Annotated in this window: 16 protein-coding genes; 4 read left to right on the top strand and 12 right to left on the bottom strand. The window is 62.6% G+C overall.

Annotated elements, in window-relative coordinates:
* Positions 1 to 71: 71 nt before the first annotated feature.
* The 3 genes from VSX60_RS13810 to VSX60_RS13800 form a co-directional block, all read right to left on the bottom strand.
* Positions 72 to 863, bottom strand: coding sequence for a DeoR/GlpR family DNA-binding transcription regulator (locus VSX60_RS13810; protein ID WP_327624802.1), 792 nt, complete (start codon positions 861 to 863; stop codon positions 72 to 74).
* Positions 864 to 1060: 197 nt separating this feature from the next.
* Complete coding sequence (locus VSX60_RS13805) at positions 1061 to 1519, bottom strand: hypothetical protein (protein ID WP_327624801.1); 459 nt, start codon at positions 1517 to 1519, stop codon at positions 1061 to 1063.
* 175 nt (positions 1520 to 1694) lie between these two features.
* Positions 1695 to 2552, bottom strand: coding sequence for a D-amino-acid transaminase (locus VSX60_RS13800; protein WP_327624800.1), 858 nt, complete (start codon positions 2550 to 2552; stop codon positions 1695 to 1697).
* A gap of 201 nt (positions 2553 to 2753) precedes the next feature.
* On the opposite strand from VSX60_RS13800, the gene VSX60_RS13795 reads away from it, so the two are divergent.
* Together VSX60_RS13795 and VSX60_RS13790 are read left to right on the top strand one after the other, a co-directional pair.
* Positions 2754 to 3521 carry an SDR family NAD(P)-dependent oxidoreductase gene (locus VSX60_RS13795; protein WP_327624799.1) on the top strand — a complete coding sequence of 256 codons (768 nt, stop codon included), beginning with the start codon at positions 2754 to 2756 and terminating at the stop codon, positions 3519 to 3521.
* A gap of 97 nt (positions 3522 to 3618) precedes the next feature.
* The gene (locus tag VSX60_RS13790) at positions 3619 to 4395 is read left to right on the top strand and encodes an enoyl-CoA hydratase (RefSeq protein ID WP_327624798.1); all 777 of its coding nucleotides are present in this window, start codon (positions 3619 to 3621) and stop codon (positions 4393 to 4395) included.
* 140 nt (positions 4396 to 4535) lie between these two features.
* Here the strand turns inward: VSX60_RS13790 and VSX60_RS13785 are convergent, their stop codons facing one another.
* The 7 genes from VSX60_RS13785 to VSX60_RS13755 form a co-directional block, all read right to left on the bottom strand.
* A complete protein-coding gene (locus tag VSX60_RS13785; RefSeq protein ID WP_327624797.1) occupies positions 4536 to 5774 on the bottom strand; it encodes a branched-chain amino acid ABC transporter substrate-binding protein in 1239 nt (412 codons plus the stop codon).
* 152 nt (positions 5775 to 5926) lie between these two features.
* Positions 5927 to 6277, bottom strand: a complete 351-nt coding sequence (locus tag VSX60_RS13780) for a DUF6867 family protein (RefSeq protein WP_327624796.1) — start codon at positions 6275 to 6277, stop codon at positions 5927 to 5929.
* Positions 6277 to 7029: an ABC transporter ATP-binding protein gene (locus tag VSX60_RS13775; RefSeq protein WP_327624795.1), complete on the bottom strand. Its 753-nt coding sequence runs from the start codon at positions 7027 to 7029 to the stop codon at positions 6277 to 6279. The genes VSX60_RS13780 and VSX60_RS13775 overlap by 1 nt, the downstream gene beginning before the upstream one ends.
* The gene (locus VSX60_RS13770) at positions 7026 to 8000 is read right to left on the bottom strand and encodes an ABC transporter ATP-binding protein (RefSeq protein WP_327624794.1); all 975 of its coding nucleotides are present in this window, start codon (positions 7998 to 8000) and stop codon (positions 7026 to 7028) included. Before VSX60_RS13770 ends, VSX60_RS13775 begins: the two co-directional genes overlap by 4 nt.
* The gene (livM, locus tag VSX60_RS13765; RefSeq protein ID WP_327624792.1) at positions 8000 to 9463 is read right to left on the bottom strand and encodes a high-affinity branched-chain amino acid ABC transporter permease LivM; all 1464 of its coding nucleotides are present in this window, start codon (positions 9461 to 9463) and stop codon (positions 8000 to 8002) included. The genes VSX60_RS13770 and livM overlap by 1 nt, the downstream gene beginning before the upstream one ends.
* Before the next feature lie 4 nt (positions 9464 to 9467).
* On the bottom strand, positions 9468 to 10385 hold the full coding sequence (locus tag VSX60_RS13760; protein ID WP_327624791.1) for an ABC transporter permease subunit: 918 nt from the start codon (positions 10383 to 10385) through the stop codon (positions 9468 to 9470).
* Between the two features lie 208 nt (positions 10386 to 10593).
* Positions 10594 to 11355 carry a phosphatase PAP2 family protein gene (locus VSX60_RS13755; protein WP_327624789.1) on the bottom strand — a complete coding sequence of 254 codons (762 nt, stop codon included), beginning with the start codon at positions 11353 to 11355 and terminating at the stop codon, positions 10594 to 10596.
* Positions 11356 to 11570: 215 nt separating this feature from the next.
* On the opposite strand from VSX60_RS13755, the gene folP reads away from it, so the two are divergent.
* Positions 11571 to 12431 carry a dihydropteroate synthase gene (gene folP / locus VSX60_RS13750; protein WP_327624788.1) on the top strand — a complete coding sequence of 287 codons (861 nt, stop codon included), beginning with the start codon at positions 11571 to 11573 and terminating at the stop codon, positions 12429 to 12431.
* The gene (gene folK / locus VSX60_RS13745; protein WP_327624787.1) at positions 12428 to 12946 is read left to right on the top strand and encodes a 2-amino-4-hydroxy-6-hydroxymethyldihydropteridine diphosphokinase; all 519 of its coding nucleotides are present in this window, start codon (positions 12428 to 12430) and stop codon (positions 12944 to 12946) included. The genes folP and folK overlap by 4 nt, the downstream gene beginning before the upstream one ends.
* 183 nt (positions 12947 to 13129) lie before the next feature.
* On the opposite strand, the gene VSX60_RS13740 is transcribed toward folK, so the two are convergent.
* Both VSX60_RS13740 and VSX60_RS13735 read right to left on the bottom strand, forming a co-directional pair.
* A complete protein-coding gene (locus VSX60_RS13740) occupies positions 13130 to 13357 on the bottom strand; it encodes a BrnA antitoxin family protein (RefSeq protein ID WP_327624786.1) in 228 nt (75 codons plus the stop codon).
* Positions 13341 to 13643, bottom strand: a complete 303-nt coding sequence (locus tag VSX60_RS13735; protein WP_327624784.1) for a BrnT family toxin — start codon at positions 13641 to 13643, stop codon at positions 13341 to 13343. The genes VSX60_RS13740 and VSX60_RS13735 overlap by 17 nt, the downstream gene beginning before the upstream one ends.
* Positions 13644 to 14323 lie beyond the last annotated feature (680 nt).

Genomic DNA, 14323 nt, shown 5'->3' with positions numbered 1-14323 from the left:
TGCAACATTCAAGTTGCGATTGCGAGCAACGAGAAGGTTATTACGAAACCAAATCGAAGGTCAAACGAAAATTAACTAAGGGAAGGCCTGTTTCGATCGCCGACGTGTGGGGCGGTTTCGATCAAGCGCACATCGTTGTCGCGGCAGATGCGGTGGATGGAGGCGGGGGCGATGTCGGTGACGAAGGTGTCCATCTGGTCGAGGTGGCCGATGCGCACCGGCGCGCTGCGCTCGAACTTCGACGAATCCGACGCCAGAATCACATGACGGGCGTTGGAGATGATCGCCTGGGCGACGCGTACTTCGCGGTAGTCGAAGTCGAGAAGCGACCCGTCGGCATCGATCGCCGAGACGCCGATCACGGCGAAGTCGACCCGGAACTGGCGGATGAAATCGACCGCTGCCTCGCCGACGATACCGCCGTCGGAGCGGCGCACGACGCCGCCGGCGATCACGACCTCCATCTCCGGATAGGGCCGCATGGCCGTGGCAACGTTGATGTTGTTGGTGATCACCATCAGTCCGGCGTGGCGAAGGAGGGCGTGCGCGACCGCTTCGGTGGTGGTGCCGATATTGATGAACAGCGAGGCCCGGTCGGGAATGAGATCGGCGACGGCCTTGCCGATCGCCGCCTTTTCCTCGGCCGCGATCGTCCGCCGAGCGTCATAGCCGACATTCTCCACGCCGGAGGAGAGAACGGCGCCGCCATGCACGCGGGACAATAGCCGCTGCTCGCAAAGCTCGTTCAGATCCTTGCGGATGGTCTGCACGGAAACGTCGTAGTGCCCCGCCAGTTCGTCGACGGTGACCCTGCCCGAGCGCTTGGCGCCCTCGAGAATCTGCATTTGGCGATCGGATAACATGGTGGATCCCTCCCAAGACGGAAGGGATCATGGGAAAAACGAAACTAAAACGCAAGAAACGAAAGTGGAGCACCCGCGCTGACCATCGGATGGATTCGACTCGCTGTGCCGCAAGGCCGCTTGCACCAGACAGGATCAAGCCTTGCCGGCCAGAACGCGCCGGGGATGACGAGAAGCGCCTTAGCGAATGATCCAAGTCAAGGCCAGAGTTGGTCCAGAGGCTCGTTGATATTGATGTTCCCTGAGCCACTCGAGCCCTCTGTCAGGCAATAGCAGTTCATGTTCTCAAGAACGAGGCAGCCGTCAGCACCCATAGCCATGCAGATCGCGCAGCATTCCTCCGCTGGACTGGGAGGCAGCTTCGGCCGACCTCCGCCTCCGCCCTTCTTCTTGGCTTCCGCCACATATTCCTGGTTCTGCGACAGTGCGAAGCCGACCTTTCCACTCTCGGGGTCGACCACAAAAACGGTCTTGAAGGGCGATTTTTCCACGGCGCGCATCGCCTGCGCGACCGTCCGTCGCGAACTCATGGCTATGACCGCTAGATCCGTCTCAAATTCCTTTGCGTTGGCTGACATCTTAAATTGAAAGGCCTGAAATGCAGCGCACGTCAGATAATGAAAGGTTCTCTCGGTTTCCTTTTTATGATCGGCCATAATATTCTCCTGTACTTGAAAATCCAGGGAATTTCGATATAATTTAGCATTATTCGCAAAAATACCAGAATGACAACCCTAAATAAGCAAAAAATTCCGCAAGGGCATAAAATTGAAAAGCTTGACCGAGGCTATTAAGCTTGGATGCCCTTGATCGCCTGTCCTCGGACTATCCTCAGATCGCCGTGCGGTCCGCCTCGGCCAGGTAGATTTCGCGTAGCCGCCGCGCCACCGGCCCGGGCATGCCGTCGCCAAGGGCGACGCCATCGATCTCCACCACCGGCAGAACGAAGGCGGAGGCGGAGGTGATAAAGGCTTCCTTGGCGCGCTTGGCCTCTTCCAGCGTGAAGCTGCGCTCCTCGATCCGCAGGCCGTCCTCCTCCGCCATTCGCAACACGGCGGCGCGGGTAATGCCGTGCAGAATCGCATGTGACAGCGCGCGCGTGACCAGGGCGCCGTCTTCCGTGAGGATGTAGGCATTGTTGGAGGTGCCTTCAGTGACCATACCGTCCTCGACCAACCAGGCGTCGTCAGCGCCTTTCGCTTTGGCTTCCGTCTTGGCGATCGAGGGATAGAGCAGCTGCACGGTCTTGATGTCGCGGCGAGCCCAGCGCAGATCCGGCACCGACGCGATCTTGATGCCGGTGCGCGCGGCGGGCTTGTCGCGCAGCCCCATCGCCTGGGTGAACAGGACCAGCGACGGCTTGGTATCTTCCGGCGGAAACAGGAAGTCGCGGTCGGCCGCCCCGCGCGTCACCTGCATGTAGACCATGCCTTCGTCGATGCCGTTGCGTTTCACCAGCTCCCGGTGGATCGCCAGGAGTTCCGCGTCGCTGGCCGGGGTCGCCATCTTGAGCTCCGACAGCGAACGCTCGAGGCGTTTCATGTGGGCGGCGAAGTCGACGAGCTTTCCCGACAGGACGCTGGTCACCTCATAGACCGCGTCGGCGAACAGGAAGCCACGGTCGAAAACCGAGATTTTTGCCTCTTGTTCCGGGAGGTAGTCGCCATTGACGTAGACGGTGCGGCTCATGCCAAACTCCGGGCCGGATGTTGCGTTGCCCGCTCCATACGACAGGGCGACGAGGCAGGGAAGGTGGCCATACGATATCGCCGGTAGGACGGGGCCTTTCATCCGGGGCTTTCGCTACTCTGGTGACGTGCTAATTCATCATCGACGGCACCGGCGGCGACGGACGATCGAGTCGGGCCAGCGAAACCGGAGGAGAGATTCTTGGACATTGGACAGACGACGCCGGCGATCGTGTCGGGTGCGGGATCGGGGCTTGGCCGTGGCACGGCGCGGGCGCTCGCGGCGATGGGCGCGAAGGTCGCCGTGCTCGACGTGAACGAGGAGGGCGGTCGCGCGGTCTCCGAGGAGATTGGCGGCCTGTTCATCAAGTGCGACGTGTCCGATCCGGGCGCAGTGGCCGACGCCGTGGCCAAGGCCGTCGAGGCGCACGGAACGCCGCGCATCCTGGTCAATTGCGCCGGCATCGCAGTCGGCCGCAAGACGGTGTCGCGCGGCGAGGCGCACGATCCGGCGCTGTTCCAGAAAGTGATCGCCGTCAATCTCATCGGTACGTTCAACCTCTCGTCCCAGGTGGCGCTGAGGATGTCGGAGGCCGAACCGCTGAACGCGGACGGCGAGCGCGGCGTCATCGTCAGCACGGCCTCGGTCGCCGCCTTCGACGGGCAGATGGGGCAGATCGCCTATGCCGCCTCCAAGGCCGGTATCGCGGGGATGACGCTGCCGATGGCGCGCGACCTAGCCAAGTCCGGCATTCGGGTGATGACCATCGCCCCCGGTATCTTCGAGACGCCGATGCTCGCCGGTATGCCGGAGGATGTGCAGGCCTCGCTCGCCGCCTCGATCCCGTTCCCCTCGCGGCTCGGCACGGCGGAGGAATACGCCAAGCTCGCTATCCACGTCGTTGAGAACCCGATGCTGAACGGCGAGACGATCCGCCTCGACGGCGCGATCAGGATGCAGCCCAAATAATCGACTATCGGCCGGACGCGATCGCGAGGCCGGCCCATAGACCTGTCACGCGGGCGAGCGGTGCTCGTCCTGGCTCGATCCAGCGGGAGATAACCCAATGAGCGAAACCGACATCGTCCTCCAACGCCGCGAGGGCCGCGTCGCGATCCTCACCCTCAACCGTCCCAAGGCACTGAACGCGCTGAACAGCGCGGTCATGCGCCAACTGGTCGAGCTAACCGGCTCGCTCGACCGCGATCCCGAGGTTGGCGCGATCCTGATCACCGGCTCGGAGAAGGCCTTCGCGGCCGGGGCCGACATCAAGGAAATGGAAGACCGCTCGGCAATGGAGATGATGCTCGCCGACTGGTTTTCCGAATGGGAGGCGCTGGAGCGGGTGCGCACGCCGATGATCGCGGCCGTCGCCGGCTTCGCTCTCGGTGGCGGTTGCGAGCTGGCGATGATGTGCGATCTCATCGTCGCGGCCGACAGCGCCAAGTTCGGTCAGCCGGAGATCAAGCTCGGCATCATTCCCGGCATGGGCGGCTCCCAGCGCCTGACCCGCGCGGTCGGCAAGTACAAGGCGATGGACATGATCCTCACCGGCCGGATGATCGGCGCCGAGGAGGCCGAGCGCATCGGTCTCGTTTCGCGGTTGGTGCCGGCGGATAAGCTGATGGAGGAGGCGCTCGGCGCGGCAACGACGATCGCGGACTTCTCCAAGCCGGCGACGATGACCGCCAAGGAAGCGACCAACCGTTCCTTCGAGGTCGGTCTGCGCGAGGGACTTCTGCACGAACGCCGGATCTTTCACGCGCTGTTTGCCGGCGGCGACCAGAAGGAGGGGATGTCGGCTTTCCGCGAGAAGCGGCCGGCGACCTTCCGACACGGCTGACAGTGAGCCTGCGGCACCGGTTTGCGAGGGAACGGGTGTCGCGGTCGTAACCCGGCACAGGCCAGATGAAAAAGAACCCCGGCGCCGAGCGCCGGGGTTCTGTCACTGTCGGATGGCGCGGGCAGAGCCCGCCGACCGTCTTACTTGGTCGTGGTTTCGCCTGCCGGGTCGGCCGGCTTCTCGGCATCTGCGCCGTCCGCAGGCTTCTCGCCTTCCTTGGACATGCTTTCCATGCCCTCTTTCATCTTGTCGTCTTTCATCATCGCGCCGCCGGCATCGGCGGTCTCGACGTAGTCGTACTTGCCGTCCTTCCACTCATAGAGGACGTAGCCCGGCAGGGTCACGTCACCCTTGTCGTCGAACTTCAGATCGCCAATCACAGTGGTGAAATCGTTGGCATTGAGCGCCTCGACGACGGGGTCGTAGTCGGTGGAGCCGGCTTTGGTCACCGCGTCCGCCCAAGCCTGGATCGCCGCGTAGGTGTAGAGCACGTAGCCCTCGGCGGTCTTGCCCTGCTTCTCGAGCTCGGCGACGACCGGAGCGGCCGCCTCGTTCTTGCGCGGGTCCGGGGAGAAGGTCATCAGCGTGCCCTGGCCGGCATCGCCGGTGATCGCCCAGTACTCGTCGCTGACCAGTGCATCGCCGGACATCAAGATGGTGTCCATACCCTGCTCGCGCATCTGACGCGCCATCAGGCCGGCTTCGGTATGATAGCCGCCGACATAGACGAGGCCGACGCCGGCTTCCTTCATCTTGGTGACAAGAGCGGTGTAGTCCTTTTCGCCGGCGGTGTAGGACTCCACGAGAACCGGGGTCTTGCCGGCCGCCTCGTAAGTCTTCTGCGTCTCGTCGGCCAGGCCCTTACCATAGGCGGTCTTGTCGTTGATGATCGCGACCTTGAGATCTGGGAAGGTCTCGGCGATGTAATTGCCGGCAACCTCACCTTGCTGGTCGTCACGGCCGCAGACGCGGAAGATGCCGCCACCGGGACGCTTGTCGGTGAAATCGGGATTGGTCGAGGCCGGCGAGATCTGCACGATCTGCTCGTCGTTATAGACCTGGCTGGCCGGGATCGAGGAACCCGAGCAGAAGTGACCGGCGACGAAGGGCACGCCCTGCGAGGCGAACTGGTTGGCGACCGCGACGGCCTGCTTCGGGTCGCAGGCGTCGTCGCCGACGGACAGTTTCAGCATTTCGCCGTTGACGCCGCCCTTGGCGTTGATGTCGGCGACGGCTTGCTCGGCGCCGGTGCGCAACTGCTCGCCGAAGCTGGCATACTGGCCGGTCATGGGGCCGGCGACGCCGATAGTGATCTCGGCGTAGGCCGCGCCCGCGAAGACGAGGTTGAGCGCTGCGCCCGCTAGAAGTATTTTCTTCATGAGAATCTTCCCTGTTTATTCTTTGAGGCGGCCAGAAGGCCACGGAGATGCAATGTGCATCCCCTCCTGGCGGGGATTAAAGACCGGATCGGCCGGCGTTGGAATAGCGCCGGCCTAAAAATTCAAAGATGCTGAATCGCGGAGCAGACCGATCAGTTTTCGTGGCGCAAGACGCCGTATTGCCGGCTCATTTGCCGAGTGCGCACGAAACTGCGCCCGGCGGCCGCGAAAGCGAACAGCACGATGTAATCGATAAGCGCATAGTAGAACGCGACGCCGAAGGTCGCGGGCGGCAGAAAGAAGGTCCCGCCAAACAGGCTGAAATGAATAAAGCGGACCGCGATGGTCAGAAGCAGGACATAGAACGCCATCAGACCCCAGCCGCTCCAGGTCAGAGCTGTCGACCGCCCGATCATCCAGGCGCCGCCGCCGCCCAGAATTACCGTGACGAACAGGAATTCACCGATCGCGACTTCCCAGAGCAAGGACATTTCGGGCGCCATCAGTGTGCTCCTCCCTCGAGATAGGCGCTGCGAACCTCCTCGCGGGCGAGTAGCTCCTTCCCGGTGCCGGTCATGGTGATCGTGCCGTTGACCATCACGTAGCCGCGATGGGCGAGGCGCAGGGCATGGAAGGCGTTCTGCTCGACGAGAAAGACCGTCAGGCCCTCGTTGCGGTTGAGTTCGCGAATGACCTCGAAGATCTGCTTGACGATCAAAGGGGCGAGGCCGAGCGAGGGCTCGTCCAGCAACAGCAGCTTCGGCCGGCTCATCAGCGCCCGTCCGATCGCCAGCATCTGCTGCTCGCCGCCGGACAGGGTGCCGCCACGCTGGCCGCGGCGCTCTTTGAGGCGCGGAAACAGCTCGAAGACCTTGCGCAAATCGTCGTCGAAAAAGGAGTCGTCCTCCAGGATCGCGCCCATCTGGAGATTCTCCATCACCGTCATGCGCCCGAACACCCGGCGCCCCTCGGGCGACTGGGCGATCGACTTGGACATGATGGTATGGGTCGGCAGATGGGTGATGTCCTCGCCGCGGTAGACGATCTGGCCCTCGCGGGCGCGCGGATTGCCGCAGATCGTCATCATCAGCGTCGATTTTCCGGCGCCATTGGCACCGATCATCGTAACGATCTCGCCTTCGTAAACGTCGACATCGACCCCCTTGAGCGCCTGGATCTTGCCGTAGAAGGTCTGAAGGCCACGGATCGTCAGCAACGGTTCGGCCGTCGGCTGCGTTTCGACAACGGCGCTCATGTGGCGCCTCCCTGAGGGCTTGCGGGCGCGGCGTTGGCGGGCCCTTTCTTGATGTGAAGGTCTTCCTCGATCGCGTCGACCTCTTCATCGTCGACGCCGAGATAGGCCGCGATGACCTTCGGATCGTTGCGGACCTTGTCGGCCGAACCGTCCGAAATCTTCTTGCCGTAGTCGAGGACGATGATGTGATCGGAAATTTCCATGACCACGCCCATGTCGTGCTCGATCAGCAGAACCGACACGTCGTGCTCGTCACGAATATATTTCAACAACGTGTTGAGCTCGGCGGATTCGCGCGGATTAAGGCCGGCGGCCGGCTCATCGAGGCACAGAAGCGACGGATCAGTGCACATCGCGCGGGCGATTTCCAGCCGACGCTGGGCACCGTAAGGAAGATCCGACGCCGGATCGTCCGCCCGATCGAGCAGGTTGGTATGACGCAGCCAATCGACGGCCTTGTCCTTGGCGGCGGCCGCGGCGCGGCGGTAGCCGGGCAGGCCGATCAATCCGCCGATGGTGAAGTTGGAGGCATCCATCAGCTTGTTATGCTGGGCAACGAGCAGGTTTTCCAGCACCGTCATGCCGCCAAACAGGCGGATGTTCTGGAACGTCCGCGCGACCCCGGCGACCTCGGTGATCTTGAAGTCCGCCATGCGCTCGAGGAGAAAGATTGAGCCAGATTCGGCGTCGATATACTGCCGGCCGCTATCAGTGAGTTCGCGGACCTTCGCCTCCGGGATGCCGCGGCCGCGGCGCAGCGCGATGCGCCCTTCGGTCGGCTTGTAGAAGCCGGTGACGCAGTTGAACACCGTGGTCTTGCCGGCGCCGTTCGGACCGATCAGCGCGGTGATGTCGCCGCGGCCGACGTTAAAGGACAGATCATCGACGGCGGTGAGGCCGCCGAAGCGCATCGTCAGATGCTCGACCGTGAGGACCGGGTCGACCGACCAGCGTTCGCTTTCCTTCAACATCAGTGACCCTCGCCCTGGGCGACAAGATCGGCGCCGATCTTCTTCTTTTGTTTGTAGAATACGGAAGGCGAGCGAGACGAAATCAGGCCGCGCGGCTTCCACACCATGATCCCCACCATGGCCAAGCCGAAGATCAGCATCCGGTACTGGGTGGGATCGAAATCGCTGCCGAATACGGCCTGCAGGGCCGTCAGGTTTCGCAGGAGCTCGATGCCGCCGATCATCACCACCGACGCGATGACCACGCCGAGCTGCGAGCCGAGACCGCCCAGCACGACGATGGCCAGCACGATTGCCGATTCGATGAAGGTGAAACTCTCGGGGGAAATGAAGCCCTGGCGCGCGGCGAAGAACGAGCCGGCGAAGCCGCCGAACATCGCGCCGGTGGCAAAAGCCGTCAGCTTGACGTTGACAGTATTGATGCCGAGCGAGCGACAGGCGATCTCGTCCTCGCGCAACGCTTCCCAGGCGCGGCCGACGGGCAGCTTGCGTAGCCTGAGGGTCACCAAATTGGTGATCAGAGCCAGTGCGAGAATGATATAATACAGGAACACGAAGCGCTGCACCGAGCTGTATTCGAGGCCGAAGAAGTCCGAGAAGGAGCCCTCACCGCGCGAAAATTCGAGACCGAAAAGGGTCGGTTTCGGGATGCCTAGCAGGCCGTTCGGTCCGCCGGTGAACTCGTACCAATTGAGCAGCACGATACGGATGATCTCGCCGAAGGCGAGCGTCACGATCGCCAGATAGTCACCGCGCAGGCGTAGCACCGGGAAGCCGAGCATGACGCCCCACATCGCCGCGAACAGCCCGGCCATCGGCAGGCAAACCCAGAAGCCGAGGCCGAAATTCGTCGACAGCAGCGCGAAGGAATAAGCGCCCACCGCATAGAAGGCGACGTAGCCGAGATCGAGCAGGCCAGCGAGACCGACCACGATGTTCAGGCCCCAGCCCAGCATGACATAAGTGAGGATGAGGATGGCCAGGTCGAGGAGATAGCGGTTCTGACTCGGCAGGAAGGTGTCGAGCAGGAAGGGCAGCGTGAAGGCGACCAACAGCAGGAGGATACCGAACACCTTGCCGAGAGGGATACCTCCGGCAGCAGAAGAGGTGGCCTTGGTCCGTTTGAAATAGCCGCTGATCGGCCGCTCGGCCTTGAACAGGAAGTAGGACAGCACGAACCGCCCGACGAAGGCGATGGCGATCCAGCTGAGCCACAGCATCGGCCGGGCTAAGAGGTCGAGGCCGCCGGTCGCGATGTCGCTGCGAAAGGCGAGAAAGACCAGCGTCAGCCCGGCGACGATCGCCGCTGTGATGCCCGCCTCCTTCAGCGAGGCGACGAGGCGGCTGTCGCTTTGCGGTGCCTCTACGAAGGGGGGCTCGCCGCGTGCTGCCTCGCGGCGCTCTTCCTGCTTGAGTTCGGCGCCTTCCGGAGTGATCGTGGCGGCTGTCGGATCGTCGGCCATCGTCTCAGACCTTCTCGACTTCCGGCCGGCCAAGCAGGCCGGACGGCATGAAGATCAGGACGATCGCGAGAATGGAAAAGGCCGCGACGTCCTTGTACTCGACCGAGAAATAGCCCGACCAGAATGTCTCGATCAGGCCGATGGCCAAACCGCCGAGCATGGCGCCCGGCATCGAGCCGATGCCGCCGAGAACGGCCGCGGTGAAGGCTTTCACGCCGGCGACGAAGCCGATGTAGAAGTCGATGACGCCGTAATAGAGCAGGTACATCATGCCGGCGACGGCGGCGAGGGTGGCGCCCATTACGAAGGTCAGCGAAATCGTCCGGTCGACATTGACGCCGAGCAGCGAAGCCATCTTCTGATCCTGCTCGCAGGCCCGCTGCTGCCGTCCGAGCGATGTGCGCGAAATGATCAGCGAGAATACCGCCATCAGGACGATGGTCGTCGCGATGATGATGATCTGCATGTAGGAGATCTGCACCGCGATGGCGCCGGGACCGTCGATGAGCGTGATTCCGCCCTGGATCTGCGGCGGCAGCGGCTTGACGCGCGCGCCCTGCGTGATCTGGACGAAGTTCTGCAGGAAGATCGACATGCCGATGGCGGTGATCAGCGGCGCCAGCCGGAACGAGCCGCGCAACGGCCGATAGGCCACCCGTTCGATGGTCCAACCCCAGAGCGCTGTGAGAAGCATGGCGACCGCCAGCATGATCACCAGCACCAGCGGCAGGAAGGTGATGCCGATCGCGGCGAGCAGGAGGAACGTGGTGAGCGCGATGAAGGAGCCAAGCATGAAGATTTCGCCATGGGCGAAATTGATCATGCCGATGATGCCGTAGACCATCGTATAGCCGATGGCGATCAGGCCGTAGATCGACCCGAGAGTGATCCCGTTGATCAATTGCTGGAGAAAATATTCCATTGTCCGCCCGTGTTCCGGTGCTGGGTTCGCCGTTTCCGGCCGACGCATCGAGCTGTCAGGAACGCCGCGTCGCATGCCATGATCAATTCCATAGCAACGCTACGTCCGCAAGCCTCGGCGGCTCGTGGCGGCAAAGTTGTTCACCTCATGCACAGTCATGATGTCGCGGTTTGGTCAGACCGCAGCAGCGGCACGTCCGCCGCGATGTTCAGATGGTCGGCGAGCGGGGTGCGGGCCGGTTTGCATCGAAATCGTCGGCTGCGGTCGCTTCAGGCTCGACCGCGCCGCGCGATTCCAGCCATCGGGCGATCATCCACCAGCCGACCGCCCAGGCCGCGCCCGCCGTCCAGCCAGCCAGCACGTCGGATGGCCAGTGCACGCCGAGATAGACCCGGCTAACCCCGACGAGCACCGTGAGGAAGACCGCCACGCTGATGAGAAACGCGCGCACCCGTCGCTGCGTTTGAACCCGGGCGACAAGGATCGCCAGGGTCAGATAGGTGATTGCGGACATCATGGCGTGACCACTGGGGAAACTCGCCGTGTAGACGAACGACCCGTGCGGAACGAGCGAGGGACGGGGTCGGTCGAAGCCGTATTTGAGAAGCTGGCTCATCAGGAAACCGCTGCCGATCGCGGCGAGGACCAGCAGCATCGAGCGGCGGTTGCCCTGCATCCATAAAAAGCCGGCTGTGAAGACGGTAATGAGGACCAACGCTCCGGTGCCGCCGAAGGCGGTCATGTCGCGGCCGAACTCCTCCGCCCAGCGCGGGCCAAGCGGGTCGGAGGCATCGGCCGGATTGCGCAGCGACACCAAGATCTCGGCGTCGAAGCCCTTGGTGTCACCCTCCACCACTTCGCCGGCGACCGAGACGAAACCCCAGATCGATGCGGCGACGAGGAGCGCGGCGATGAGGGTGGTCAGTTCCACCCGGTCACTGATCCATTGTTTGACGGCGTAAAGTCTCATGAAGGCTGCTTTCGTCATGGCATAGTTGCTACGGCGGTGGCCGCGCGCAGGCTAACGCTCAGAGCGGCCGCCACCGGATCACCCGTTCATCATTCGGTCGGTCCGGTCAACGTTCTGGACCCGGCTCGACCACCCTTGGGAGGCGCGCACATAATTGCGCGAAACATTGTCAGGCGCTACCGACAGAGCCAAGGGATTTACGGACCGGAGTTGAGATGGACCTGATCGAACCGCGCGGCGGAGTCTGGCATGTGGCCCATGGCCGCAGCCTTGATCTGTCCGGCACCGCCCGCATCATGGGCGTGCTCAACGCCACGCCCGACAGCTTTTCCGACGGGGGACGCTACGCCAGCGTCGAGGCGGCGGTGGCGGAATCGCTGAAGATGGTCGAGGAGGGCGCGGCGATCGTCGATATCGGCGGCGAATCGACCCGGCCCGGCGCGACGCCCATCGACGCCGCCGAGGAGCAGCGCCGGATCATGCCGGTGATCGAGGAATTGGCGCGCCGGTCCGACTGCCTCATCTCGGTCGACACCTATCGCTCGGAAACCGCGCGGATGGCCGTGGCGGCCGGCGCGCACATCGTCAACGACGTCTGGGGCGCCCAGAGGGATGAGGTCATCGCACGGGTTGCGTCGGAGACCGGGGCCGGCCTGTGCCTGATGCATACGGGGCGCGAGCGCGAGAAATTGCCGGGCGTCATCGCCGATCAGTTCCTGTTTTTGAAAAAATCGCTGACGATCGCGCGGGAAGCCGGGGTGCCGGATGCGGCCATCGTCCTCGATCCCGGCTTCGGCTTTGCCAAGGACGGGTCGGAGAATTTGATGCTGCTGGCGCGGCTGGGTGAGTTGAAGGCGCTCGGTTTTCCGCTGCTCGTCGGCACCTCGCGCAAGCGCTTCGTGCGCGGCGCGGTGGGCAGCGAGGATCCGGAGCCGGACATCGCAACGGCGGCGACGAGCGCGCTGTTGCGCGAGCGTGGCGCCGACATCTTTCGCGTCCACAACGTGCCGGCCAACCGCGATGCGCTGCGGATCACCGACGCCATGCGCCGCGCCATGAAGGGCGAACGCTGGTGACGGCCACGGCGACTCTCGGTCTCGGCGGCAATATCGGCGATCCGGCAAGGACGATGGCGGCGGCGTTGCGCCTGATCGACGCGCGCGACGATATGCGGATCGTCGCCGTCTCGCGGCTTTATCGCACCCCGCCCTGGGGCAAAACCGACCAGCCATTCTTCGTCAACGCCTGCGCCATGATCGAGACGACGCTGGCGCCTCGCGACGTCCTCGATCTGTGTCTTGAGACCGAGCGGGCGTTCAAGCGCGAGCGGCACGAGCGCTGGGGGCCGCGCACGCTCGATCTCGACGTGCTCGATTATGACGGGATGCCTTACGAGGACGCGGCGCTGACCCTGCCGCACCCGCGCGTGAGCGAGCGGGCCTTCGTCATCGTGCCGCTCGCCGATATCGCGCCGGATCTGGTCTTTGGGGAGCGGACGGTGGCGGAATGGGCCGCGCGGGTCGACCGGGAGGGGATCGAACCGGCGAGCGCGGACGGTGAGTGGTGGCGGGGGGAAGCTGGCGCGCGTTGAGGAAAGAACACTGACGCGGAGCAAGGGCATTCCGCGCGAGGCGCGTTTGAAACATAATACGACGGTTCTGTTTCACAACAAATCGCAAGAAATCTCTACGTTTCGTGATTCCATCCTTTCGGACGAGATCGGGAGCCAGCCTACAAAGGCTGGCTCCCTTAATGTCGAAACCGACACGGGGCCTCATTGATGCGCAACGGCGTAAGCTCGAAGAACCTCCTGCATTTTCGTCAGGTGGCCTTTGCCCTTCGACTTGTAGAAGTCGAACACCTCGGGATCGAGCTTCAGATGCACCGATTTCGGCGGCGTGCCTTGGGGTGAAGACACCATGGCCTTGGCCCAGAACTCCCGGCCTAGGCTCTCGCCAACGGGTGCATTGGGATTGTGGTGAAGCTCACCCGCTTCCCTCATCCGTTTGATTTCGGCGGACGATGCCTGCCTCATATTCGGACCGCTCATCACGACCTCCTTTCCATGCTGTGATTAGCCGAGTGACGCCGTTTCGCTCGGTGTGGACGACGACGAAGCACTCGTCCTCGACCAATCCCATCGAGATCAGACGTTCTTCGCCGTAATCGGCTCGATCGTCGGGGTGCGTCAAAAACTCGCCTTCGAAGATGCCGGCGGCGTAGACCATATCGACATCACGCTTGGCGATTACTTCTCGTCTTTTGGGCTCATCCCATTCAAATTGCATAAATTATTCCTTTTTTAAAATGCGGCCACCTGAAAAATCCTTATGAAAATAGCTCGCGAAAGTAGGCCAATTCCTACACCATAAATATATACGCTATCATGTACACTTTTGCAAGAAATTTTTAGAAGGATCAACGCCACATGCGCTCGGCAATCGAGCGTTGTTCCTCGCCCAGGGCATTGGCGTAAATCGCCGTCGTCTCGTGACGGCATGGCTCATCCATTTCGACAGCATGTTGAGCGGTACCGTCGCGCCGATCGCCGCGACACCGTAGCCATCGCGCTAGCCCTTGGAGGTTGCCTGTGGTCCCTTGATGCCGACAGCACCGGAACGGCCCTGTAGACGCCTGTGCGGCGCTTCTTGAGCGTCTCGAACACGAGCGACTGTCCGTCGAGTTCGATCAAGTCGGGCATTTGAAACGGAATACAAAAATTCTGTTTCAAAACCGAGCGAAACCGTAATGCGGCTCATCGCTTGTGCCTAACGAAAAAATTTCCAACGGGAGGTAACTGCCGACCGAAGATCCGTTACGCTATTTCTTCGTGGTAAGAGATAAGATTTGACAAATTCTACCTAGCATTACAGTTGCTCTTTGGATTTGAGATGCGCTTGTCGAGCTGCGGCTTGGTGGGCGCGTCGCCAAGTTGACCAAGCAATGACGTGGGCTGGTCGGATTTGGC

The organism is Aurantimonas sp. A3-2-R12 (genome assembly GCF_036016755.1).
GTDB classification, from domain to species: Bacteria; Pseudomonadota; Alphaproteobacteria; order Rhizobiales; family Rhizobiaceae; genus Aurantimonas; species Aurantimonas coralicida_A.
Note: the sequence above shows the minus strand (reverse complement) of the source record. Positions and strands in the feature narration are given on the sequence as shown.

Excerpts from the sequence above, each read along its gene's own strand:
- VSX60_RS13810 (WP_327624802.1), bottom strand. The coding sequence starts at position 863 with ATGTTATCCGATCGCCAAATGCAGATTCTCGAGGGCGCCAAGCGCTCG.
- VSX60_RS13805 (WP_327624801.1), bottom strand. The coding sequence starts at position 1,519 with ATGGCCGATCATAAAAAGGAAACCGAGAGAACCTTTCATTATCTGACG.
- VSX60_RS13800 (WP_327624800.1), bottom strand. The coding sequence starts at position 2,552 with ATGAGCCGCACCGTCTACGTCAATGGCGACTACCTCCCGGAACAAGAG.
- VSX60_RS13790 (WP_327624798.1), top strand. The coding sequence starts at position 3,619 with ATGAGCGAAACCGACATCGTCCTCCAACGCCGCGAGGGCCGCGTCGCG.
- VSX60_RS13785 (WP_327624797.1), bottom strand. The coding sequence starts at position 5,774 with ATGAAGAAAATACTTCTAGCGGGCGCAGCGCTCAACCTCGTCTTCGCG.
- VSX60_RS13780 (WP_327624796.1), bottom strand. The coding sequence starts at position 6,277 with ATGGCGCCCGAAATGTCCTTGCTCTGGGAAGTCGCGATCGGTGAATTC.
- VSX60_RS13775 (WP_327624795.1), bottom strand. The coding sequence starts at position 7,029 with ATGAGCGCCGTTGTCGAAACGCAGCCGACGGCCGAACCGTTGCTGACG.
- VSX60_RS13770 (WP_327624794.1), bottom strand. The coding sequence starts at position 8,000 with ATGTTGAAGGAAAGCGAACGCTGGTCGGTCGACCCGGTCCTCACGGTC.
- livM (WP_327624792.1), bottom strand. The coding sequence starts at position 9,463 with ATGGCCGACGATCCGACAGCCGCCACGATCACTCCGGAAGGCGCCGAA.
- VSX60_RS13760 (WP_327624791.1), bottom strand. The coding sequence starts at position 10,385 with ATGGAATATTTTCTCCAGCAATTGATCAACGGGATCACTCTCGGGTCG.
- VSX60_RS13755 (WP_327624789.1), bottom strand. The coding sequence starts at position 11,355 with ATGAGACTTTACGCCGTCAAACAATGGATCAGTGACCGGGTGGAACTG.
- folP (WP_327624788.1), top strand. The coding sequence starts at position 11,571 with ATGGACCTGATCGAACCGCGCGGCGGAGTCTGGCATGTGGCCCATGGC.
- VSX60_RS13740 (WP_327624786.1), bottom strand. The coding sequence starts at position 13,357 with ATGAGGGAAGCGGGTGAGCTTCACCACAATCCCAATGCACCCGTTGGC.
- VSX60_RS13735 (WP_327624784.1), bottom strand. The coding sequence starts at position 13,643 with ATGCAATTTGAATGGGATGAGCCCAAAAGACGAGAAGTAATCGCCAAG.